This window comes from Exiguobacterium sp. S22-S28, assembly GCF_043359615.1.
Lineage (GTDB): Bacteria > Bacillota > Bacilli > Exiguobacteriales > Exiguobacteriaceae > Exiguobacterium_A.
This window is the reverse complement of sequence record NZ_JBHFFC010000026.1, coordinates 160,071-182,195: the sequence shown is the minus strand read 5'-3', so window position 1 is coordinate 182,195 and position 22,125 is coordinate 160,071. Positions and strand designations below refer to the sequence as shown.

General features: G+C 47.8%; 23 protein-coding genes. 15 read left to right on the top strand and 8 right to left on the bottom strand.

Going from position 1 to position 22,125, the window contains the following annotated elements; genetic code table 11:
- Window positions 1–24: 24 nt before the first annotated feature.
- Entirely contained in the window at window positions 25–1,215 is a 1,191-nt protein-coding gene (locus ACHA8N_RS07580; RefSeq protein ID WP_393965330.1) for an RtcB family protein, read from the top strand.
- Between the two features lie 109 nt (window positions 1,216–1,324).
- Here the strand turns inward: ACHA8N_RS07580 and ACHA8N_RS07575 are convergent, their stop codons facing one another.
- Window positions 1,325–1,816 (bottom strand): GNAT family N-acetyltransferase, encoded by a 492-nt coding sequence (locus ACHA8N_RS07575; RefSeq protein WP_393965329.1) that lies wholly within the window; start codon window positions 1,814–1,816, stop codon window positions 1,325–1,327.
- Between the two features lie 114 nt (window positions 1,817–1,930).
- On the opposite strand from ACHA8N_RS07575, the gene ACHA8N_RS07570 reads away from it, so the two are divergent.
- Entirely contained in the window at window positions 1,931–2,428 is a 498-nt protein-coding gene (locus ACHA8N_RS07570; protein WP_393965328.1) for a cysteine hydrolase family protein, read from the top strand.
- A gap of 23 nt (window positions 2,429–2,451) precedes the next feature.
- Window positions 2,452–3,213 carry a hypothetical protein gene (locus ACHA8N_RS07565; RefSeq protein ID WP_393965327.1) on the top strand — a complete coding sequence of 254 codons (762 nt, stop codon included), beginning with the start codon at window positions 2,452–2,454 and terminating at the stop codon, window positions 3,211–3,213.
- Window positions 3,214–3,301: 88 nt separating this feature from the next.
- Here the strand turns inward: ACHA8N_RS07565 and ACHA8N_RS07560 are convergent, their stop codons facing one another.
- The 5 genes from ACHA8N_RS07560 to ACHA8N_RS07540 form a co-directional block, all read right to left on the bottom strand.
- Window positions 3,302–3,844, bottom strand: coding sequence for an NADPH-dependent FMN reductase (locus ACHA8N_RS07560; RefSeq protein WP_028106618.1), 543 nt, complete (start codon window positions 3,842–3,844; stop codon window positions 3,302–3,304).
- Between the two features lie 78 nt (window positions 3,845–3,922).
- On the bottom strand, window positions 3,923–4,906 hold the full coding sequence (locus ACHA8N_RS07555) for a ring-cleaving dioxygenase (RefSeq protein ID WP_393965326.1): 984 nt from the start codon (window positions 4,904–4,906) through the stop codon (window positions 3,923–3,925).
- Window positions 4,907–4,963: 57 nt separating this feature from the next.
- Entirely contained in the window at window positions 4,964–5,398 is a 435-nt protein-coding gene (locus ACHA8N_RS07550) for a MarR family winged helix-turn-helix transcriptional regulator (RefSeq protein WP_393965325.1), read from the bottom strand.
- A 179-nt stretch (window positions 5,399–5,577) separates the two neighbouring features.
- Window positions 5,578–6,315 (bottom strand): alpha/beta hydrolase, encoded by a 738-nt coding sequence (locus ACHA8N_RS07545; RefSeq protein ID WP_393965324.1) that lies wholly within the window; start codon window positions 6,313–6,315, stop codon window positions 5,578–5,580.
- Window positions 6,316–6,365: 50 nt separating this feature from the next.
- Window positions 6,366–6,728 (bottom strand): hypothetical protein, encoded by a 363-nt coding sequence (locus ACHA8N_RS07540; protein ID WP_393965323.1) that lies wholly within the window; start codon window positions 6,726–6,728, stop codon window positions 6,366–6,368.
- Window positions 6,729–6,986: 258 nt separating this feature from the next.
- Here ACHA8N_RS07540 and ACHA8N_RS07535 point away from each other — a divergent pair, with 258 nt between their 5' ends.
- Entirely contained in the window at window positions 6,987–7,238 is a 252-nt protein-coding gene (locus ACHA8N_RS07535) for a hypothetical protein (protein ID WP_393965322.1), read from the top strand.
- 215 nt (window positions 7,239–7,453) lie between these two features.
- Here the strand turns inward: ACHA8N_RS07535 and ACHA8N_RS07530 are convergent, their stop codons facing one another.
- Window positions 7,454–8,857 carry a CAP domain-containing protein gene (locus tag ACHA8N_RS07530; protein WP_393965321.1) on the bottom strand — a complete coding sequence of 468 codons (1,404 nt, stop codon included), beginning with the start codon at window positions 8,855–8,857 and terminating at the stop codon, window positions 7,454–7,456.
- A gap of 459 nt (window positions 8,858–9,316) precedes the next feature.
- Between ACHA8N_RS07530 and ACHA8N_RS17570 the strand changes: the two genes are divergently transcribed.
- Both ACHA8N_RS17570 and ACHA8N_RS07525 read left to right on the top strand, forming a co-directional pair.
- Window positions 9,317–9,826: a transposase gene (locus tag ACHA8N_RS17570; RefSeq protein WP_483867441.1), complete on the top strand. Its 510-nt coding sequence runs from the start codon at window positions 9,317–9,319 to the stop codon at window positions 9,824–9,826.
- Window positions 9,769–10,665: an IS3 family transposase gene (locus tag ACHA8N_RS07525; protein ID WP_483867443.1), complete on the top strand. Its 897-nt coding sequence runs from the start codon at window positions 9,769–9,771 to the stop codon at window positions 10,663–10,665. The genes ACHA8N_RS17570 and ACHA8N_RS07525 overlap by 58 nt, the downstream gene beginning before the upstream one ends.
- A gap of 69 nt (window positions 10,666–10,734) precedes the next feature.
- Here ACHA8N_RS07525 and ACHA8N_RS07520 read toward each other — a convergent pair whose 3' ends face one another.
- Window positions 10,735–11,232, bottom strand: a complete 498-nt coding sequence (locus tag ACHA8N_RS07520) for a hypothetical protein (protein ID WP_147512429.1) — start codon at window positions 11,230–11,232, stop codon at window positions 10,735–10,737.
- Between the two features lie 255 nt (window positions 11,233–11,487).
- Here ACHA8N_RS07520 and acnA point away from each other — a divergent pair, with 255 nt between their 5' ends.
- The 9 genes from acnA (at window position 11,488) to ACHA8N_RS07475 (ending at window position 21,855) form a co-directional block, all read left to right on the top strand.
- Window positions 11,488–14,211 carry an aconitate hydratase AcnA gene (gene acnA / locus ACHA8N_RS07515; RefSeq protein ID WP_393965319.1) on the top strand — a complete coding sequence of 908 codons (2,724 nt, stop codon included), beginning with the start codon at window positions 11,488–11,490 and terminating at the stop codon, window positions 14,209–14,211.
- Window positions 14,212–14,277: 66 nt separating this feature from the next.
- Window positions 14,278–14,742, top strand: coding sequence for a DUF3939 domain-containing protein (locus ACHA8N_RS07510; protein ID WP_393965318.1), 465 nt, complete (start codon window positions 14,278–14,280; stop codon window positions 14,740–14,742).
- Window positions 14,743–14,937: 195 nt separating this feature from the next.
- Window positions 14,938–15,645: a hypothetical protein gene (locus ACHA8N_RS07505; RefSeq protein ID WP_393965317.1), complete on the top strand. Its 708-nt coding sequence runs from the start codon at window positions 14,938–14,940 to the stop codon at window positions 15,643–15,645.
- A gap of 74 nt (window positions 15,646–15,719) precedes the next feature.
- Window positions 15,720–17,963, top strand: coding sequence for an AAA family ATPase (locus ACHA8N_RS07500; protein WP_393965316.1), 2,244 nt, complete (start codon window positions 15,720–15,722; stop codon window positions 17,961–17,963).
- Between the two features lie 12 nt (window positions 17,964–17,975).
- Window positions 17,976–18,410 carry an acyl-CoA thioesterase gene (locus ACHA8N_RS07495; RefSeq protein ID WP_214722195.1) on the top strand — a complete coding sequence of 145 codons (435 nt, stop codon included), beginning with the start codon at window positions 17,976–17,978 and terminating at the stop codon, window positions 18,408–18,410.
- 95 nt (window positions 18,411–18,505) lie between these two features.
- Complete coding sequence (locus tag ACHA8N_RS07490; protein ID WP_393965315.1) at window positions 18,506–19,537, top strand: M15 family metallopeptidase; 1,032 nt, start codon at window positions 18,506–18,508, stop codon at window positions 19,535–19,537.
- Between the two features lie 17 nt (window positions 19,538–19,554).
- Window positions 19,555–20,175 (top strand): glycerol-3-phosphate 1-O-acyltransferase PlsY, encoded by a 621-nt coding sequence (gene plsY / locus ACHA8N_RS07485; protein ID WP_147512422.1) that lies wholly within the window; start codon window positions 19,555–19,557, stop codon window positions 20,173–20,175.
- A 224-nt stretch (window positions 20,176–20,399) separates the two neighbouring features.
- Window positions 20,400–21,164, top strand: coding sequence for a DeoR/GlpR family DNA-binding transcription regulator (locus ACHA8N_RS07480; protein WP_147512421.1), 765 nt, complete (start codon window positions 20,400–20,402; stop codon window positions 21,162–21,164).
- Window positions 21,165–21,189: 25 nt separating this feature from the next.
- On the top strand, window positions 21,190–21,855 hold the full coding sequence (locus tag ACHA8N_RS07475) for a copper homeostasis protein CutC (RefSeq protein WP_393965314.1): 666 nt from the start codon (window positions 21,190–21,192) through the stop codon (window positions 21,853–21,855).
- Window positions 21,856–22,125 lie beyond the last annotated feature (270 nt).

Genomic DNA, 22,125 nt, shown 5'->3' with positions numbered 1-22,125 from the left:
CAGGAAGGTAAGGGGGAGGATGAAATGAAGACGATTCACGGAAAATACGGCGAAGCGAAGATTTTTACCCACAACGTCGATGACATGACGATTGAACAGGTGACAGGGATGCTGAATGAAAACATTGCTGTCGACGGCAATGTCCGCATCATGCCCGATTGTCACGCTGGCAAGGGCTCGGTCATCGGCACGACGATGCGGATTCACGATAAGGTGGTTCCGAATCTCGTCGGTGTCGACATCGGCTGCGGGATGTTATGTACACAAATCAACCGTGAAGGAACAGCTGGTGTCGATTATGAGAAGTTGGATGCTGCGATTCAGGCACTGGTTCCGAGCGGCATGTCCGTCCGCAATCAGCCGCACCGGTTGGCGGAACAGATTCCGTTTGATCAAGTGTTGGCACCGTTCAACGAAACGCGGGCCCGATTGTCGATTGGTACGTTAGGCGGCGGCAATCATTTCATCGAATTGAATACAGACGAGGAAGACAATCTCTACCTCGTGATTCATTCCGGCAGCCGGAACCTCGGAAAAACGATTGCCGAACATTATCAAAAGCTGGCGGAAAGCTCACAATTCACCGTCGATACGGCGTCGGTCGTCGCATCGCTGAAAGAACAGGGACGTGAACAAGACATCCAATCGACTCTGGTCGAGTTGAAGAGTCAGTTCAATGAAACGAATAAAGATTTGGCGTACGTGTCCGGTTCCGATATGGACAACTACCTGCATGACTTAAAAATCGCCCAACGCTACTCGGCGCTGAACCGTCAAGCGATGACCGACGTCATTGTTGAAGCGATGGGCTGGTCGGTCATGGAACAGTTCGATACGATCCATAACTACATCGATCTCGAGCAGATGATTCTCCGGAAAGGTGCGATTTCGGCGCAAGCCGGTGAAGTCGCCATCATTCCGATGAACATGCGCGACGGTTCACTGATCGTCAAAGGAAAAGGAAATCCGGACTGGAACTATTCGGCACCACATGGGGCAGGACGGATCATGTCCCGTTCGAAGGCGTTTAAATCCGTTGATCTGAAAGCGTTTGAAGCGGCGATGCAGGACGTCTGGTCGAGCTCGGTCGTCGAATCGACGCGTGATGAGTCACCGTTCGTCTACAAGCCGATGGAAGAAATCATCCGGAACACAATGGATACGGTCGAGTTACTCAAAGTCATCAAGCCGCTCTATAACTTTAAGGCGAAGTAATTGGCGGAAGCCGGAGTGAACGTTTTTAAAAAAGTAGACATACCAAAATGCAACCTTTTGATTGGAAATGAATCAGAAGGTTGCGAGGTGTTTGCTTTCACAAGCGGAGTCAGGGAGAAATGAACTTATACGTGTCTTCGTCATGCGTACTCTTTACGAATCCGGCTTTTAGAAGCACAGATTGTGAGGCGTGATTTTCAAGCTCGGCATAGGCGCAAACCTGTGTGACCTTCATGTCCTGCAGTCCGAACCGGGTAACTGTTTTAACGGCTTCTGTCATATAGCCGTAACCCCGAAAGTCCGGTTTTAGTACATACCCAATCTCAGCGATGTTATTTTGATAGCCTCTGCAAAAACAGCAGTTCCCGATAAATTCACCGGTCGATTTTAAATACAGTCCCCACGTAATGCCGTCTCCATTCAGGTAATCGAGGGCAATCTGACTCAAAATCCGGATGACATCCCGGCTGTTCTGTGCCTGGTGACCATCGTAGACCGTAATTTCAATCATGTGGTTCGCTTCGCTTAACCGGATTTCTCTTAAGAAGAGCCGTTCGCTCGTCAGTTCAGGAAAGACGTCAAAGTAGTATTTTTCTTTCACGGGGCATGCCTCCTTGAATTTGCTTCTTACCTCAAGTGTACGTTATCCGATCCGAATCGGAAGCAAAACATCATCAAAACTAAAAATTCGTTCATTAATTCAGGAGGAGTTTACATGCAAAAGAAAGCCTTAGTCGTCATTGATATTCAAAACGACATGACAAAAAACTACAAAGAAGTCATCGGTACAATCAATCAGGCAATCGATTGGGCAGTTGAACAGGATATGCATGTGGTCTACATCCGGCACGAGAATTTATCGGCCGGAACCAGAACGTTTAAAACCGGGACGCGTGGTGCCGAGTTAGCACCTGATTTGAACATCGTTTCAAATCATGTATTCACAAAATATAAGGGGAATGCTTTAACAAGTGAAGCGTTCGCAGCATTCATTGAGCAAAACGACATCACCGACTTTTATCTGACCGGTGGAGACGCGACGGCTTGTGTCAAATCGACTTGCTTTAACTTACGTAAACTGGATTACGACGTGACGGTGATTACGGACGGCATCACAAGTTACAATAAAAAGAAACTTCCGGAGATGATTGAATACTATGCGAAAAAGGGCAGCAACATCGTTCAGTTCAATGATTTACTTTCGGTTGATTAACAGTGTTGAAGGAGGTTGTTAAAATGAAAAACGTCATCAAGTCACTGGTTGTTTTGTCCGTCTCATTAGGTCTGATGTTGACAGGTTTTCCGTCAAACGAAGCCGTGGCGAAAACGAAAAAGGAAACACAACATGACACCTTTAAAAAGCTGAAAATGAATGCCTCGATGACCAGTGTTGCGAAAGTCATGTATGGCAAGAACTACAAAAAACACCTGTGTGACCGCCCGGAAGATGAGGTAAAAGTTAATCTTTTGTGCAGTGGTGAATTGAACGATTCCAACACATACGATAAAAGCGGAAAGCTGAAATATTTGAAGTATGAGTTCTATCTGTACCCAGATGCAAAGGTATCGAGTGAATCGGACAATCCGGATGAAGTGACGTTCCAAACCGTCCGCATGTTGCTCGTATTTAAATCAAAAGAACACAGTAAGCAGTTAAAACTCGTCGAAAAACATTGGTTTGACTCATCTGCTGTCAATTCCAAACGTGTCTATAACGATCAAAAGATTAAAAAAGGGATGACGAAAAAACAGTTGGATGACGTGCTGACGGGAACAGGAATCGGGAAACATGAGAGAGTCGCGTATATCGACTATTCAAAAGTCGGAAAGCAAGCCGGTAAAAAACAGCCTGTTTTTCCAAAGGCGTACAAGACGTATTCGTATTCCGTTTTGAATCAGAAAGAGAATGTCCTCTATTACTTCGAAACGAAGTACAGTCGAACGAAAAAAGAGTACGTGGTTTCGTATGTCGATACGTGGACGGAAGACAATAAATGAAAAATGAGAGAACTCCGCCATGAAGGAGCTCTCTCATTTTTTGTCTCTATTCAAACATTCTTCAACATCATTAAACGCGATTGAATAATCAACGAATTGTTTTTAAAGCGCCAGCCCAAGGGATGACTTGATCGAGCATTTGATTAACTGAATCTGCTTGAACCGGTGCTGCTTTTAACACGGCTCCATTCTCAAAATCAGTGAATAAGGAAAGGGCAGGGTGAACCCGGACGTCTGCGATCAACAATTCGCCTAAAATACCGCGTAAGTGTTCTGCTGCGCGTGCGCCGCCGACCGAACCGTACGAGACGATACCTGCTGCTTTGTTGTTCCACTCGACACGGAGATAATCGAGGGCATTTTTTAAGGAAGCGGCAATCGAGTGGTTGTATTCCTGTGTGATGAACACAAATCCATCCTGAGCGGCGATTGCTTCAGACCAGGCAGCTGCACCGGATGCATCGCCGTCTTTTTCACCGAGCAGCGGCAATTTGTAGTCGGCGATGTCAATGATCGTATAGTTGGCGTCTCCACGTTTGTCCGCCAGTTCTTTGACCCAGTTCCCGACCTGTGGGCTTAAGCGGCCTTCACGTGTTGATCCTAAGATAATCCCAATGTTTAACTTTGTCATGTTCGTTTCCTCCTCTTGTTGTGGTGTTTCCTTTGAACCAAATAATTTACTGAATAGACTCAAGTGAATTCCTCCGTTTTATAGGTATTCTTTTTCAATCGTCCGCGAGCTTCGGACGGTATCAATCGGACGGACCATTTGTTCAATCTGTTGACGTTGCGATTCGAGGAACGGTGGTAACGATAATTTTTCTCCGACTGTTTCGTACGGCTCATCTCCCATGAAACCGGGACCATCTGTTGCCCATTCGAACAGAATGCCTTGGGCGACACGTGCATACAATGATTCGAAGAAGAAACGATCCACGTAGCCGGATGTGTTAAATCGTAAGTTTTGCATCCAGCTGATCCATTCATTTAAAGCGGCCGTATCTTCGACCCGGAACGCAACATGGTGAACGGTACCGAATCCTTGCTGTCCACTTGGAAGAAGGAGGTTATGTTCGACGATGACTTGCGCGCCGTTTCCGCCTTGACCCATTTCAAACAAATGCAGTGATCCTGCTTGATCAATTTCTCGCATCAGCATCGCTTTTTCCAACACTTCTTTTAACCGGTCAAATTCGGCAATCCGGATGTGGATTGGACCTAAACCGGTGATGGCGAATTCTAATGGAACAGGACCGTTTTGCCACGGAGTTCCGGAGGTAATGCCTTCGTTATGCTCGTCTGAAATCAGCATGTACTGCTGGTCATCGAAATCGACGAACGAGAGGGTCTTCTTACCGAACTGTTCTTTAATGCCGCGATGCTTCACGTCGTATTTATCGAATCGTTTGATCCAGTAGTGGAGCGCTTCGTCCGTCGGCACGCGGAAAGCGGTTTTAAAGATTTCATTTGTTCCGTGTGTTCCTTTTGGAATGCCCGGGAAGTCAAAGAACGTCATATCGGTACCGGCTGAACCTTTATCATCAGCGAAGAATAAATGATAGGTCTGAATATCGTCCTGGTTAACAGTTTTTTTGACCAAACGCATCCCTAAGACGTTTGTGAAGAACTCATAATTTTTCTCGGCACTGCTCGTGATGGCCGTTACGTGGTGGATTCCTTTTAATTCATTCATCTAAATCGCTCCCTTAATCGTTATTATCTCGAATTCGAGATATATAGGTAAAAAAATTTACTTATTTTGGGCTTGGTAGCCTATTTTTTTAGCAGTCTTAATGAACAATTCAATTTCCGCCTGGTCAATCCCTTGGAAAACCTGATTAATGGCTTGTTCATGTTCCGGAAAAATCGTATCCATTAACGTTTGACCTTCTGGGGTGAGTTCCGCAAATGTCACACGCCGATCCTCCGGACAGGCTTGGCGGGCGACGTAGTTCTTTTTTTCGAGTTTATCGATGACGTAGGTGATGCTGCCGCTCGTAATCAATACTTTTTTCCCAATCAGCTGAATCGGTTGCCTTCCTTTGTGATACAACAACTCGAGTACGGAAAAATCAGTCGGATTTAGTCCGGACTTCGCAACATCCTGTTTGATGACTTCATGAAGCGCATCGACTGCGCGGACCATGACTGTCAGTGCTTTTAAGTTCGGATTCGGCTGTTCCATTTCATTCACCTCTTTTTATCTTTAATTCATATATCTTTAATTTGAGATAAATATACCATCTGTTATTCATGGCGTCAATTGTTTTGATTGGTTTCTGATTACAGGAGCCGAAATCCATACAGTAATATAAAAAGAGACAGCCCTTATAGTACGGGTTGCCTTTAGGGTGGGGGAATACTTCACCATTTCAGTTCATTTAAAAAGGTAAGAATATCTTGGTTGATTTCGTTCATATCTTTGCCTAATGTCATCAGGTGTTTGGAATGCGCAAATCCTTTAATCGTTTTTTGATCCGAAGTTACGCTTTGGAAAATCTTCTCGGCACTCGTCTTGTACGAGGGGCCATCCATTTCCCCATACATGACGCAAACAGGCGAGACGACCCGTGCCAACTGGTCTCTCGTCCGGTTAATGAGTTGTTCAAAATCGGCTAGCGAATCAAAGGGAAGGTGATGAAGTTCAGTCATTTCAGACTCAATCTGTTGCTCCTCTTTCCCTTCGAGTTGTTTATACCGCCGGGCATAATAAAATATTCGTTCTTTTAGAACGGCTGCTTCCTTATCCATCGGGACGGATAGGGTGATTACCCCGTTGATCTGCAACTCCTGTGCCGCTTTTAAAGCAAGAACACTACCCAGTGAGAGACCGACGACTGCTATATGTTCAAATCCTTTGTCTTTCAGTAGCTGGTAACCGTCAAGAACATCCTGCCACCAGTCAGCTGGTCCGTAGTTCAGAAGTTCTTCTGCCGGCAGACCATGTCCACTGAGTGTCGGGGCGTAGCAGGAATACTGATTTTGTTGCAGATAGCTCCCGAGCTTTTTCATATCATTCGGATTGCTGGTGAAAGAATGTAAGAGCAGAGCAGCTTTTTCTCCACCTTCATAATAAAACGGCTTTGGAGGTAATAGTCTCATGGAAAAGGAATTCCTCATTTCGTAGTCTGTCTCTTTTTTATGGATTTACGTTATTTCGTTTTCACTTCGTAATCAGATAAGATTGTATTTCCGACAGTAGTAAGCATGTCTGAGTTAACAAAAGAGTTTACTAAGAAAAGTAAGTTATCTTTGCTGAAAACGGGATTAATCAGTAGTGCTTTTTGTTCAAAAGCGAAGCGATTTTGATCATAATTGATTATTAAGTCTTTTAACTCGCGTAAATCATTTTTTGAGAGATCGAATAGGATGACCGCTTCGTGTATCGTCGTATCTTCCATTGCATCCGGATGTAAATTTCCGAGTAAAGTCAACAACGTACGATTGTGAAATTTCAGCTTTTCGATTTCTTCTATCAAATAGGTATAATTTTTATCTGACATATCTGAACTCATCCTCCTTTGATTGCATATGATAATATTGTATCAATTTACCAATGGTTACCGCAGGGGATGTTGAAATTTCCTGAACTGAAATGAGTTGGAGGTGTCGATGATATGCAGTTACCTACACGACTTGGCACCGATGGAGCTTTCAGATGATTGGTTACGTGAGGTGTTACATCGACATGCATTAACGTTTGTTTAACGTTTATCTGTCACGCGAGAGGTTTCTTGTTCTGTTAAAAAAAGACGTAAAAAAGGAGATTTTATATGAGAACCAATACATTTTTAGACTGGGAAGTCAGTTTAAGTGAGGAACTCCATGCCGTCATTGATGAGAATGCTAAAAAAATGGTAGTAATGGGTGGCTTTATAGAATTAAATGCTGTGCTATGGGTGGATGAAGAAGGAGTCCTTCAATTGAAACCAACATGGGATTGCGTCATTTCAATCCATGCTGCAGAAAAAAAGATAACCATTCGGCCGGCAGAATCATTCGGTGAAATGGAGAAAGAGGGATAATGCCGGTATGCATAATTCTGATCAAAGTTTGGGAAGTCACCTGTTTCTAAATAAAGCAAAAGATTGAAGCGGAGTCACTGAGGAGCAGTATCGCTTACATATTGCAGTGAGGATATTTTTGATCTAAAAGATGAAAAGAGAGAATGTGATGTTTGAAGGATATCTCCGATGCCGCAAAAAAAGAGTAGAAGGGCATGCCCCTCTACTCATCCGTCTCATTTCGAGCTCATATATCGGTACAGGTAGGTCGCGATGTGGGCTCTACTGGCCGCGGACTTCGGTCCGTATGCCGTGAGCGAGCGATCCTTCACTACCCCGAGCCCCTTCAGCGTGTCGAAGGCCACCTGCTCGGATACCGGTTTCCTCAGGTGGGCAGCAGCCAGCACCCGTAGCATGTCTCCCTTCGTCACGAGGACGGTCGCCTTCTTCCGGTTGTCCATCGTCGCCATCGTCGGCAACTTGTGCTTTTTAGCCACCTGATACCCGACAGAGTGTTTCCAATTCTTATCGGCAGGTTTTGTTTTACTGTACTCAGACGAATAGTAATACTTTGTAAGTGCAGTGACTAAATCACCTTCTGTTAGTTTTGTTGATGGTTTCAAGTATAACTCTGTCTTACCAGTCTTTGTATTTTTAACAGACTGAGAAGCAAGGTATTTCTTTTCTACTGCCCAAAGTAACCCCTGCGCCCAATACTCAGACTTGTTATAGTCTTTATACATATTCGCCCGTTTTAATACATCTGGGTCTTCCTTAGTCGTAAATGACCATGTTTTAGATGCTTTTCGCCCAGTGTCTTCATCGACGACACTAATTGAAGCTGTGTATCGCGTATTATACTCTAAAGGCGATTTTGGAATGATGAGAAGTGGACCAATACCCCCTGACTCTACAAGAACAGGTACTTTCTCTCCTCTAGAATTTGTGAGAGTTGCTTTTTCCGTACCTGCATAATAGTAATTTGAAGGAGTGAAAGTTAGAATTGTTCCTGATTTCTCTAGACCAGTTCCTTGAAGTGGGTCAGGGTCTTCATTTCCATAATATGTTGTTTCTAAGTTGGTTTGATTATTGTACGGGTAGTATGTTACCATGTCGTTACTTTCATTTACACTATCTAAAGCATTTGTGACAACTGCCCCACCTTTCGTGTACCCAAAACCAACATATTGAGTGGAGGGAGTAAGTAAAGCTACTCTATGATAAGGAGCTGTCTGAATAAGTAACCTCATTTGAGTTGTGTAACTTTCACCTGAACCAGAAATTGTCTCAAAACCCCCACCGTAATCAGATACATTTATACCAACTGCTTTTAACCTATCTTCATATTCTCTACCCGTAAATCCTTTATCTCCTTTTACCTCGTCATGAGCATACGCATAACCATTTAATTTCAGATAGTTTGAATGATTTTCGGCTGACTTTACCAACAAAGGATGCAAAGATACCGGATTCAGACCAACCATTTTTCGTTCGAAATTCAACTGCGCTAATAAATCTGTTTGATACTTATCGTACTTATAATCCGCTGCCTGGACCTTGATCGGCTGGTCCGCGAGTAGGACCGGGACTCCAGACAGCAGCAGCGCTGAGAGGACCAATGGCGTATATTTCTGTTTCATGTGACGACCTCCATCTTTCGGGTGTAGTTCTTCCTTCACCCATTATACGGGCTGTCACGTCACCAGAATCGTCCGTATCTCCAAATCATGGGAATAAGTTTTCGTGATCTTTCAGCAATTTGAAGAAAGGGAAGACCGCATTGATGGCATCATGACAGATATGCCCCGAGCGTGAAGTCATGGTTGAAAAGTTCAGCACTGCGACTGGAAGAGCAGTTGATCGTTTTGCTGGATTAGGTCCGTTTCTGAAGCGAAAAGGTCGGACGAATTTGATGAAGTAACTCATGACGTCCTCTTTCAGGAGAGGAGATATTTTCAAATTTGTGAAAGATGTTATGATAAAAAGCAGATTATTTGGACTGAAGATGAACTTGCTTATAAAAAACGAAAACGTCCCTGAAAAATGAACTGCCCCATAAAAGTTGGACATGAAAATCCAACTTTTATGGGGTGTTTTTTATGGTCAAATATACGAAGGCGTTTAAAGTCCAGGTCGCTGAGCGTTATCTGACGGGACGAGACGGATACCGAGGTGTGGCGAAAGAATTCGGTATAGCGCGTGAACTGATCCGTGAGTGGTCGCGTCTCTATGAGCGTTGGGGGGAAACGATCTTCGATCCTTCCTATACAACCCACTCGCCGGCATTTAAACTGGAGGTATTAAACGACATGGCGACCAACAGGTTGTCCAATAGAGAGGCGGCCGTAAAATACCGAATTTCCTCCCCAGGGACGATCTCGAGATGGCGATCGACGTATGAACGGGAAGGGACCGCAGGTCTGGTCGCCAAACCGAAAGGACGTGCCCCGATGGCGAGACGCAAGAAGAAGGATTTTGAAGAGATGACAGAAGTCGAGAAGCTCAAAGAGCGGATCGAGTATCTCGAGATGGAGAACGCTGCGTTAAAAAAATTGAAAGCCTTGGTTCAAGAAGAGAATGCGCGACGAACCGGATCAAGGCACAAGTAATCGACGAATTGCGGTCAATCTATCCCGTTCCGGGACTCCTCCGCGTGCTCGGTATGGCGCGGAGCGTCTATTACTATTGGTGGACGCGCCTGACGGGCGAGGACAAGTATGCGGAGGTGAAGGCAGCCATCCATACCCTCTTCCACGAACACGAGGGACGATGTGGCTATCGTCGCATCCACGCACTTCTCGAACGCCAAGGCTTCCGGCACGATCCGAAGACCGTGCGCCGTCTCATGAACGAGCTCGGTCTCAAATGTCTCGTCCGCATGAAGCGATACCGCTCCTATAAAGGACGAGTCGGAGAGGTCGCACCGAATCTTCTCCAATGGGACTTCAAGACCACCGGTCTGAACCAGAAATGGGTGACTGACGTCACTGAGTTTCACCTGTTCGGGGAGAAGCTCTACCTCTCGCCAATGATGGACTTGGGAAACCGTGAGATCATTGCCTATACCATATCGGACCGCCCTACATATCGATTCGTTGGCGAAATGTTGGACCAAGCAATCGGGAAGCTCGATGGGAAAGCCCGACCGATTCTGCATTCCGACCAAGGTTGGCATTATCAGTATCGAGCGTTCGTCGGTACGCTCCACGAGCACGGCATCACGCAAAGCATGTCCCGTAAGGGCAACTGCCTCGACAACGCAGCCATCGAAAGCTTCTTCGCCGTGCTCAAGTCAGAGCTCCTGTATCTCAAGGAGTTCGATGACATGGACCACTTCAAATGTGAGCTCGAGCGTTATATCGAGTACTATAACCATCGTCGTATCAAGAGACGACTAAAAAACCTGAGCCCGGTGGAATACCGGACTCAGGTCCTCAAGGTCGCCTGACGAATCATTTATTGTCTAACTTTTTTGGTTCAGTTCAAAAACGGGGACGAAGCAACAACATTTTTTTAATTAAACCGTCTCATCCGTAAACGTTTCACCGGTCCGGCGCACGGTCGCTCCGAGTTCCGCCGCAATCGCGTTGATCGCTTCCGAATCCTCGTTGACCTCACTGATGATGATGACGCCATAATGGTCGGGATTAATCTGGTTGAGTGTCCGGTTAAACAAATCAAACGAATCGCGTTCGTTTTTTTCGTCACGGTTCGCCCCGATCAGGTATCCGGCGACGGAACCGACGAGCATGCCGAATGGTCCGCCGACCACACCGACCGCCATTCCGATCAACGAGCCTTTAAACGATTGATCCTGCTGCGTGAAGTCGATCGCATCGATGAACGAGAAGCCGTCCGTCTCATTACGTTCGGCGAGGACCATCTGTTCCATTTCAATCTCTTTGATCGCTTCGAGATCCTTAATCATTTCAAAACCGGTTTTTGCCTTTTCCAAATCATGAAAAACGATCGTCGTGACGACGTGTGTTGCCTCATTGTTTTTATATTGTGCCATAATTTCCGCCTCCAGAAAGTTCTGATATCGTTCTACAATTTAGTAGTACCCGTAACAGAACCATTAAAAACTAGAAACGGGACGTCGTTATAAGCATATGATTGATATAGCTTCTCAATTAGCCGATAAGTAAAACTTATTGAAGGTCTTTTGTTCTTTCAAATTGTAACGGGGCTCATATTATACTATGATAGAGCTGTACAAGTAAGCGGTATCAGGGGCTTGATGTCGTCAACACTTAAAGGGGGAATCAGCATGAAGCAAACGCAACCAACGCAAGACGTGTTTGGTGCACGCCGTTCGTTTGAAGCAAACGGTAAAAATTACAACTATTATAGCCTTGAAAAATTGGAAGAACTCGGTCTGACGGAAGTCAAACGCCTTCCATATTCCATCCGTGTGCTGCTTGAATCCGTCCTTCGTCAACAAGACGGTCGTTCGATCACACAAGAACATGTCGAAAACTTGGCGAAATGGGGAACTGCCCAAGTATCGAATGATATCGATGTGCCGTTCAAACCGTCACGCGTCATCTTACAAGATTTCACGGGTGTTCCGACGGTCGTCGATCTCGCGTCACTCCGTAAAGCGATGCAAGACCTCGGTGGCGATCCATCGGTCATCAACCCGGAAGTCCCGGTTGACCTCGTCGTCGACCACTCGGTTCAAGTTGATTCTTACGGATTCGCCGGTGCACTCGCTGAAAACATGGATCTTGAGTTCGAGCGGAACGAAGAGCGTTACAAATTGTTACGCTGGGCAACAACGGCATTTGATAATTACCGTGCTGTACCGCCGGCAACAGGAATCGTCCACCAAGTAAACCTCGAGTACTTGGCATCTGTCGTTCTTGAAAAAGAAACAGCAGACGGTTCGGTTGATGTCTATCCGGATACACTCGTCGGAACGGATTCTCACACGACGATGATCAACGGACTGGGTGTCCTTGGTTGGGGAGTTGGTGGAATCGAAGCGGAAGCCGGCATGCTCGGACAACCGTCATTCTTCCCGGTTCCTGAAGTCATCGGTGTCCGCATCACAGGTGAAATGCACCCTGGAACAACAGCAACGGACGTCGCCCTTCGCGTGACGGAAATGTTGCGTCAACAAAACGTTGTCGGGAAATTCGTTGAGTTCTTCGGACCATCACTTCACCTGATGTCATTGTCTGACCGCGCGACGATTGCTAACATGGCGCCTGAATACGGTGCGACATGCGGATTCTTCCCGGTGGATACGGAAACGTTGACGTACCTCCGTTTGACAGGTCGCGAAGAAGCGTTGATCGAAAAAGTCGAAAACTACTCAAAAGCAAACGGTTTGTTCTACACGCCGCAAAACGAAGATCCAACGTTCACGAAGACGGTTGAACTTGATCTGTCGACAATCGTTCCTGCCCTTGCCGGACCAAAACGTCCACAAGACCGGATTGATTTGACGGACGTGCACACGTCATTCCAAAAAGCGTTGACAGCACCACAAGGAAACGCTGGTTTTGGTCTTGCTGAAGAAGAAGCAAGCAAAGTCGCTGTCGTTCAATTTAAAGACGAAGCGGTTGAAATGCGTACGGGAGACTTGGCGATCGCAGCAATCACGAGCTGTACGAACACATCGAACCCGTACGTCATGATCGGTGCTGGACTCGTTGCGAAAAAAGCGATCGATCTTGGATTGACGGTTCCGAAATACGTTAAGACATCACTTGCACCGGGATCAAAAGTCGTTACGGATTACCTTGAGAAATCAGGACTTCAGCCGTACCTCGATCAACTCGGCTTCAACACAGTTGGTTACGGTTGTACGACATGTATCGGAAACTCGGGTCCACTTGACCTTGCCGTCGAAAACGCGATCCTCGGATCAGACCTGCTCGTCTCGTCTGTCCTCTCAGGAAACCGGAACTTCGAAGGACGGGTTCACCCGCTCGTGAAAGCCAACTACTTGGCATCACCACCACTCGTCGTCGCGTATGCGATTGCCGGAACGGTTGACGTGGACATCATGAACGCGCCACTCGGAACAGGCAAAGACGGACAAGAAGTCTTCTTCGCGGACATCTGGCCGTCACGTGACGAGATCCAAACAATCATCAACACGGTCGTCACACCGGAAAGCTTCCGTGCGGAGTACGATTCAGTCTTCACAGGAAATGAACGTTGGAACAACCTTGACGTGCCGACAGGCGATCAGTATGACTTCGACGAAGCGTCGACATACATCCAAAACCCGCCGTTCTTCGAGAACTTGGCGAAAGAAGCCGGTCATGTCGAAGCATTGAACGACCTCCGTGTCTTCGGTAAGTTTGCGGATTCTGTCACGACGGACCACATCTCACCAGCCGGTTCATTCTCGAAAACGACACCAGCCGGACAATACCTTGTCAGCAAAGGGGTCGCACCAAAAGACTTCAACTCCTACGGTTCACGCCGTGGTAACCACGAGATCATGATGCGCGGAACATTCGCGAACATCCGGATCCGTAACCAAGTCGCTCCAGGTACAGAAGGCGGCTTCACGACGTACTGGCCAACAGGCGAAACGATGGCAATGTACGATGCTGCAATGAAGTACAAAGAAGATGGCACAGGTCTTGTCATCCTCGCTGGTAAAGATTACGGGATGGGTTCATCACGTGACTGGGCAGCAAAAGGAACAAACCTTCTTGGTGTCAAAGCCGTCATCGCTGAGAGCTTTGAGCGGATTCACCGTTCGAACCTCGTCATGATGGGTGTCTTGCCGCTCCAATACGCGGCCGGCACATCGGCTGAATCGCTCGGCTTAACAGGCGAAGAAGCAATCAGCATCGCGATTGACGAATCAGTTCGTCCGCGTGACGTCGTCGAAGTCACAGCAACAGCTGCAGACGGAAAAGTCACGAAGTTCGAAGCGATTGCTCGTTTCGATTCAGAAGTCGATATCGATTACTACCGTCACGGCGGAATCTTACCGATGGTTCTTCGCGAACGCTTGCAAAACTAAACCGTTTACATTAACGTTTGAGGTGGGGGCAACCCCACCTTTTTTGATGCAGAAAGGGGCGAGAACGTGAACCGCTTTAAAAAATGGTTTCAAGCAAAAGAAGAACCGCCGTTGCCCGTTCGCGATGTCACGCTCGATGAAGTCAAACGGGCGACACACGATTTTGAACTGGCGTTGCCCAAAGGAACGAACCGGACGATTTTACTCGATCAGGAACAACGGATCGATATGGCGCGACTGGCACCGCACTTGGGTGTCCGCACGACGCAGGTCTTCTATATGTCACGCGAGACGTTTGCGATCATGGAAGCGAAAGACCGCGCGACAGTTTACGAGATGGATTATGTTCAGGTCGCGGTCGACCGGTATTTTGACAAAGAGCGCAAGTTACCCCTCAAACCGTACTCGAAGACATTTCAAGTTGACTGTGCCAAATTGTTTGAACAAGGTTATTTACGCGAGTTGCCCCATCACACGTATTACCTCGTCGATGAATCGATGATTGTCTCACTCGAACCGAAAATGGATTAAGCTTACCGGACTGCCGTTCATCAGCAGTCCGTTTTTTGTGCACAGATACCTGTCTTTCGAAAACAAGAGCAATTGTTCAAAAGTCTGACGTATTTTCTCGGAAATGCGTGAATCTTGGACAAACCCTTTGTATTCTAAGCCTAAAACCGATACCATTAACATGAAACGAGACAAATTTAGGATGGTGTACATGGCATGACGAAACGAACGAGCACATGGATTGCAGTCGCAATCGTGGCAATGGCGATACTCCTTGCCTATAATTTTTACCTTTTGAATAAGACACAGACCGCTAATGAAGATAAAGCTGCACCGGTCAAACCGTTTTATACGATGTCGCGCATCCAGTATGTCGAAAAGAAATTGTCGACGACGGAAGATGCACTCGAAACACGGACGTATGAAGTCGTTTTTGATGATAAAGGACATTTCCGGACAGAAGTCATCGACGGTCCATCAAAAGGAACGATGGCCATCTGGGACGGGAAGATGTTTCGGGAATACGACGCTACCGGTAAATTGTTGAACGAGACGAAGGCATCGAAGAGCGTCAGCGCACCGCGTCCATTCTTGTCACGCGGGTTCAATGAACAGATCATCAAGTTCATCGAAGACGGTGACTTTGGTCAAGTTGAAGGGGAAGCGGACATCGCCGGAAACGCAGCCGACGTCTTCGTCAAAAAAGAGCCGTCGAGTACGGTGCCGAAAGAATGGATCAAGCAGTATCCATCCTTCTTCGATAAGGATAACAATGCAGAAGAAGCGACGTATTATGTCGCGTCCGACCGTTCGAAAGTACTGGGAGCCGAGTCACGCAACAACGGAAAGCTGTTTTATTCCGTCAAGATGAAAAAACTCGAGACACTGGATACATTCGATCCGAACTGGTTAAAAGCTAAATGATGAGAAACCGACTGGAGCGTCACATCGTGACGGTCAAAGTCGGTTTTTTCGAGAAGTAGGAGGGATTAACGAAGATGGAGACGTTCTCAAAAGAGGAGATGTTCAAACAAATCGAGGCGTGGGAAGGCGGCGCGAAAGTCGAGGAAGTCCTGGCCTTACGCTATGCGCAAAGCAGTCGTCTGTTGCAGGAAACCGGGGCACTCGTCCGGATTTTAGCGTTACTGGTCGAGCACCGGTATATCATGACCGGACGAATCGATGCGTTGGCAGAAAGCTGGATGCAGGAAATCCGTCAACACGACCGTCTGCCGGAACGGCTGGAACAGTTGCTAATCGAGCAACAGTTGCAAAGCAGCTACCAGTTGCTGGTCGCTAATACATTCCCGACGATTCGGGAAACGGACAATGCCAATGCCAAACGCTCGGCGACAAAAGAATTGATCCAACAGGCGGGACAAATCCTGCATGAAACGGAGCAGGTCGTCGAACAAACGGAACGGTTGCGCCGGATGGATGCCGTGCGTTGGTCGGAATTGTTTGAAGCCGGCAAAGCCTTGCTGCTGTCGAGCGCGACGCTCGAACAGATTGCGACGGAGTTTCTCGACAGCTTACAGGAACGGTTTTATTCCCGCGATGCCTTCCGGGAGATGACGGAGCTGAAGGCGACGGCAATTCAAGACTTACGTCGTGTCGTGTCCTTGTTGCCGGCAGAGATCAAACAGGTCGAGCGGTCGGCGCTTGAGGAACTCGACGCGATGATCGGACTGGAGGATATCAAACTTCGGGTCCATCAGATGTACCGTTTTTTAAAGTACCAACAAAAACGGACGTCGGACGGCTACCGTTCGAGTGATCAACCGTCGCTCCACATGATCTTCATGGGGAATCCCGGAACCGGGAAGACGACGCTCGCCCGGTTGATGGCGAAGATTTACCATGAGCTTGGACTGCTCGAACGGCCGGAAGTCGTGGAGACGGACCGGTCGTCTCTTGTCGGAGCGTTTGTCGGACAGACGGAAGAACAGGTCATGAGTAAAGTTCGGGAAGCGGTCGGCGGTGTCTTGTTCATTGATGAAGCATACGCCTTAAAACGGGCCGGTCAAAGCGGCAACGATTATGGACAAGCAGCGATCGATACACTTGTTGCCGCAATGACGAGCGGTGAATATGCGGGACGGTTCGCCGTTGTCCTCGCCGGTTATCCGGAAGAAATGCGGGACTTCTTGAAGGCCAATCCCGGTCTGCGAAGCCGGTTCCCGGAATCGAACCATTATCTGCTCGCGGACTATACCGATACGGAATTGCTTGAAATCGGACGCTCAATCGCGACTGCGAATGATTATGTCCTGACGGAACAGGCAGAACGAGCGTTGCTGTCCCGGCTCGAACGGGAACGGGTCGACGCCAGTTTCGGAAACGGACGGGCGGTCCGCAACATCGTCCTCGACGCGATCTTTAAAAAAGGGGCAAGCCTCGGTGAAAGTGCCAGTCATGAGGATTTTGCGCTGCTCGAACAAGCCGATTTCGAACTTGTCGCGTCAGACGACAGTACGGTCGAAGAACGGCTGAATCAACTGGTCGGACTTCAGCCGCTCAAAGCAGAAATCAAACAGATCCAAGCCTTGTTGTCGATGCAAAAACGTCGGCAGGAGGCGGGTTATAAAGTCTTGCCGGTCGAACTGCATGCCGTCTTCAGCGGAAACAGCGGGACCGGAAAAACGACGGTCGCGGCGCTTTATGCGGATGTTTTACGCGAGTGTGGTTACTTGAAACGGGGGCATCTAAAAGTTGTCAGTCGTGCCGATCTCGTCTCGGGTTATGTCGGTCAGACGGCGCAACAGACGCGGGATGTAATCCGTGACGCACTCGGCGGTGTCTTGTTCATCGATGAAGCCTATGCGCTGAACGGCGGAGCAAACGACTTCGGCAAGGAAGCAATCGATACGCTCGTCGACGAGATGACGAAACATGCCGATAATCTGGTCGTCGTCCTTGCCGGTTACGAGCAACCGATGCAAGCGTTACTCGCCAGTAATCCCGGACTGAAATCCCGGTTTAAACGCGAGTTCCACTTCCCGAACTACGCGAAGGACGAGCTAATCGAAATCATCATCAACTATGCTGCGCAATATGGGTATCAGTTGACGGATGATGCGAAACAGGCGCTCGAGCAAATGATTGAGACCGTACCGAACGGAAATGCTCGCGCCGCGATTACGATTGTCGAACGGGCGATTGCCAAACAATCCGTCCGATTAATTGACAAACTTAGCTTAACCGGTTCAGAATGGTCCTATCTTGAAAAAGAGGATTTTTAAGGGGGAAGTTGCATGCACACGATTGAAATACCAGTTCGTTACGCTGAAACCGATATGATGGGGATTGTCTATCATTCCAATTATCTCGTGTACCTCGAGATTGCACGGACAGAAATGATCAAGTCGATCGGACTCGACTATAAGGAAATGGAAGAAGAAGGATATGTCTCACCCGTCACGAACGTCAACCTCGACTACAAACGGTCGTTGACATATGGCGACGTAGCACACGTCTCTGTCTGGATCGACCATTATGACGGCTTACGGACGATTTACGGCTACGAAGTGAAGAATGCCGACGGTCAACTGGCCGTGTCGGCGAAGACGACACACGTCGTCGTCAAAAAAGAAAACTTCCGGCCAATCCGTCTGCCGAAAGTCTTTCCAAACTGGCATGCCATCTATGAACAGATGCTTGCCGATGACGCCGTACTCATCTCGAATTAACCCTCAGCCCTCAGCAGGATTTCTTGCGTGAGGGCTTTTCTAATCGGTCGATTAGAGGTAACATAGAATAGCACCAAGGAAGTGGGGAATTAAAAATGAAAAAAATCGTAGCAGTCAGTACATTGGCGCTCCTCCTTGCAGGTTGTAATCCTGGGGATCAGGAAGCGGAAAAAGACACCAAAACAGAAGAACAGGCGAATCAAAACGCAGACGAAAAGGTTGCACAAGATAATGAAAAAAGTGACGCCGAAGTAGCAAAAGAAAAAGAAGCAGCCGAAGCGAAAAAAGAAGCCGAGGCACAAGCAGCAGCTGAGAAAAAAGCAGAAGAGCAGGCAGCCGCCGACAAAAAAGCTGCGGAAGAAAAAGCAGCAGCGGATAAAAAATCAGCTGAAGACAAGGCGGATGAACCGGCAACAGAAGACAAAAAAGATGAGACAACAGAAGACAAAAAAGATGACGGGAAAACCGATTCTGCACAGGATCCGGAACCGTCTAAACCATCAAAACCGGAGTCGGAAACACCGGAGACAAATAAATCAGATACAAAAGCCGACTTGGGTCTTGGAAATCTTGTCGTCGTCAATAAGAAATACAGCTTGCCGATTGATTACAAGCCGTCTGATTTAGTCGTTCCGAACGTCAGTTTCTCGTATTCAGGCGTGCTTGAACAAAGTTACATGCGCGCACCGGCAGCGAAGCAAATGGAAAAAATGTTTGCGGATGCGAAAGCCGCCGGCGTGACATTAAACGCGGTCAGCGGATTCCGCTCCGGTTCACGTCAGACGGTCCTCTACAACAACTATGTCGCCCGTGATGGAAAAGCGGCAGCAGACCAATATTCGGCCCGTCCCGGTCACAGTGAGCACCAGACCGGACTCGTGTTTGATATCTCGGCACCAAGCGTCGGTAATGGTTTGACAGCATCACTTGGCGATACAAAAGAAGGAAAATGGATTGCGAACAACGCGGCGAAGTATGGATTTATCGTCCGGTACGATCGTGGATTCCAAGCACGGACCGGATACACGTACGAGCCATGGCACATTCGTTATGTCGGTGTCGGTCCAGCCACACAAATTAAAAATAATGGACAGACTCTCGAAGAATATATGAAGGTCGGTCACTAATAAGTTGGAGGTTGACCATGATTGAAATCATCGGGATTTTAATTTTAGGCTATGTACTCGGATCGATTCCGTTTGCCTTGCTAGTCGGAAAGTGGGGGCACGGGATTGATATCCGCCAACACGGTAGTGGAAACTTAGGGACGACAAACACGTTTCGGGTGTTAGGAAAAAAGGCGGGTATCATCGTCTTGATCGGTGATCTCGGTAAGGGAGCAGTAGCCAGCCTCGTTCCGATCTTACTCGCTTCGGAGTTACATCCGTTGTTTGCCGGACTAGCGGCCGTCATCGGGCATATCTATCCGGTTTTCGCCAAGTTCAAGGGTGGCAAGGCGGTTGCGACGTCGGGCGGCATGTTGCTCGTGACGAGTCCGATTCTGTTCCTCTTTTTGCTCGTCTCGTTTTTGACGACGTTACGACTCAGCCGAATGGTCTCACTCAGCTCAATCGTTGCGGCAAGCATCGGCATCGTTGTTTCGATTACGATCGGCATCATCGAGCAGGACTGGATCGTACCGACGTTCTTTACGATCCTCGCTTTATTCGTGATTTTCAAGCACCGCGAAAATATCAGTCGGATCCGTCAAGGGACGGAATCGAAGATCAATATGTTCGCGAAAGACAAAAAAGAAATCGATTGATGCGAACCGGTCCATGTCCTCCTTCCTTTCAGGAAGCGGGAGTTGGACCGGTTTTTTGCCGTAAATCAGACAAACGATTCAGCATGCCGGCGCTCTTTCTGAAAAATAAACGAATTCAACAACATTTCATAGGAATTACACGTTTTTTTACACCGGATTTACAAGACCTTTACAGACGTTCGCTACACTAGAAGTAGTACTTGTCTGTGAAGGGGGAAGATCATGTGTCGTTATTAGGAGAGGAACGAAAATCACGAATCATGCAATGGCTTGAAGAGGAAGGGAAAGTCATGACGAAGGATTTGATTGATCGTCTGGATGTTTCCGGGGAGACCGTCCGGCGGTATCTCGAAGAACTGGAACGGGAACGTCAACTGAAGCGGGTTTACGGTGGAGCCATCTATCAAGGTGGAAAACAAGAGTCGTCGATTTCCAGACGAACCGATCAATTGTCCCGTCGGCTGGCACGGTACGCAAAAGGCTGGCTTGCGGACTATTCCTGTATCTTTTTAGGCAGAGGCGAACCGGTCGAGCATCTTTTACCGTATTTGAACGGTGGAGCGACAATCGTCACGAATTCTTTATCGATTGCCAGTCATCTCGAACAGTGCCGGGAAACAGGACCATTTCACGGTGAAATTCGGTTGCTCGGCGGAACCGTCGATTCATTTGGACAGACGGTCGGGGTCGAAGTCTTACAGGCACTGGACGCATATGCCTTTGATGCATCATTTTTGACATTCGACGGTGCGGAAATCGAACGGGGATTCGTCAGTGATGACATCGAATCATCGTTGATTCAAAAAGCCATCATCGGTCGGACGAAGGATGTCTATGCCTTTTTAGCGTGTGACGAATTTGAAGGCAACCGGAAATATAAGGTCGCGGAATTCCGCCGCGCTAAAATCGTTCTCAGTCCCTCGACCTATCCCCCGTCGTGGGAGATGAAGCTGTTTAATGAACGGGTGAACTGGACCGTCGTCTCATGATACACTAGGGCGGGAGGGATGCATCATGTTAGAAATCATTGCAGCAACAGTAGAAGAAGCAACAGCCGCTGAGCGGGCGGGAGCCGACCGGCTTGAACTCGTCTCGGCCTTGTCAGAAGGTGGATTAACACCGAGTTACGGGTTGATCCGGCAAGTCTTGTCTTCAGTCGAGATTCCGGTCCATGTCCTCGTGCGACCGCACAGCAAATCGTTTGTCTATTCGAAAGCCGATCAGGAAACGATCATTACGGACATTGATTTGATCCGGGAACTCGGAGCAGCCGGAATTGTTGTCGGATCTTTGACGGCAGACGGACGTGTCGACGAAGGATTCCTTGGACGAATCATCAAACATAAGGGCGATTTGTCGCTGACGTTCCACCGGGCGATCGACAGCAGTCGTGACATCTTGGAAGCAGCTGAAGTATTGGCTGATTTTCCCGAGGTCGACCGGATCTTAACGTCAGGCGGACACGCGACGGCCCTTGAAGGTCAAGGCGTCATCGCCCAGTTGATTGAGCAAAATCCCGACTTGATCGTCTTGCCGGGTTCCGGCATCACGGTCGAGCGGGCGGAAGAATTACTTAAGGCAACCCAGGCGACAGAATTGCACGTCGGATCAGCCGTCCTCGTCGACGGTCAAGTTGATGCTGATAAAGTCGCGGCGCTGAAACAGCTGCTTGCACGTTAAAAAAGAGCTTTAGGGTTTGAAGAAGAAATCATTCTGCTTCTCACTCGCTTTCCTCAGGCGAGACACAAGCCAGTTTCCCTGCCCTTATGGTCAGGGAAGCGGGTCTTGTTTGTCTCTGACAGCGCAAAAAAAATGCGCTTTTTCCTGTAGGAGTCTCATGAAGCGAATCATTTCTTCGAAACGAATGTAGGGAGGCGGACTTTCAAATCCGTCTCCCTATTTTTTGTGAAAAGAACGATTCGATCCATTATTTCATTTTGATAGGTATTT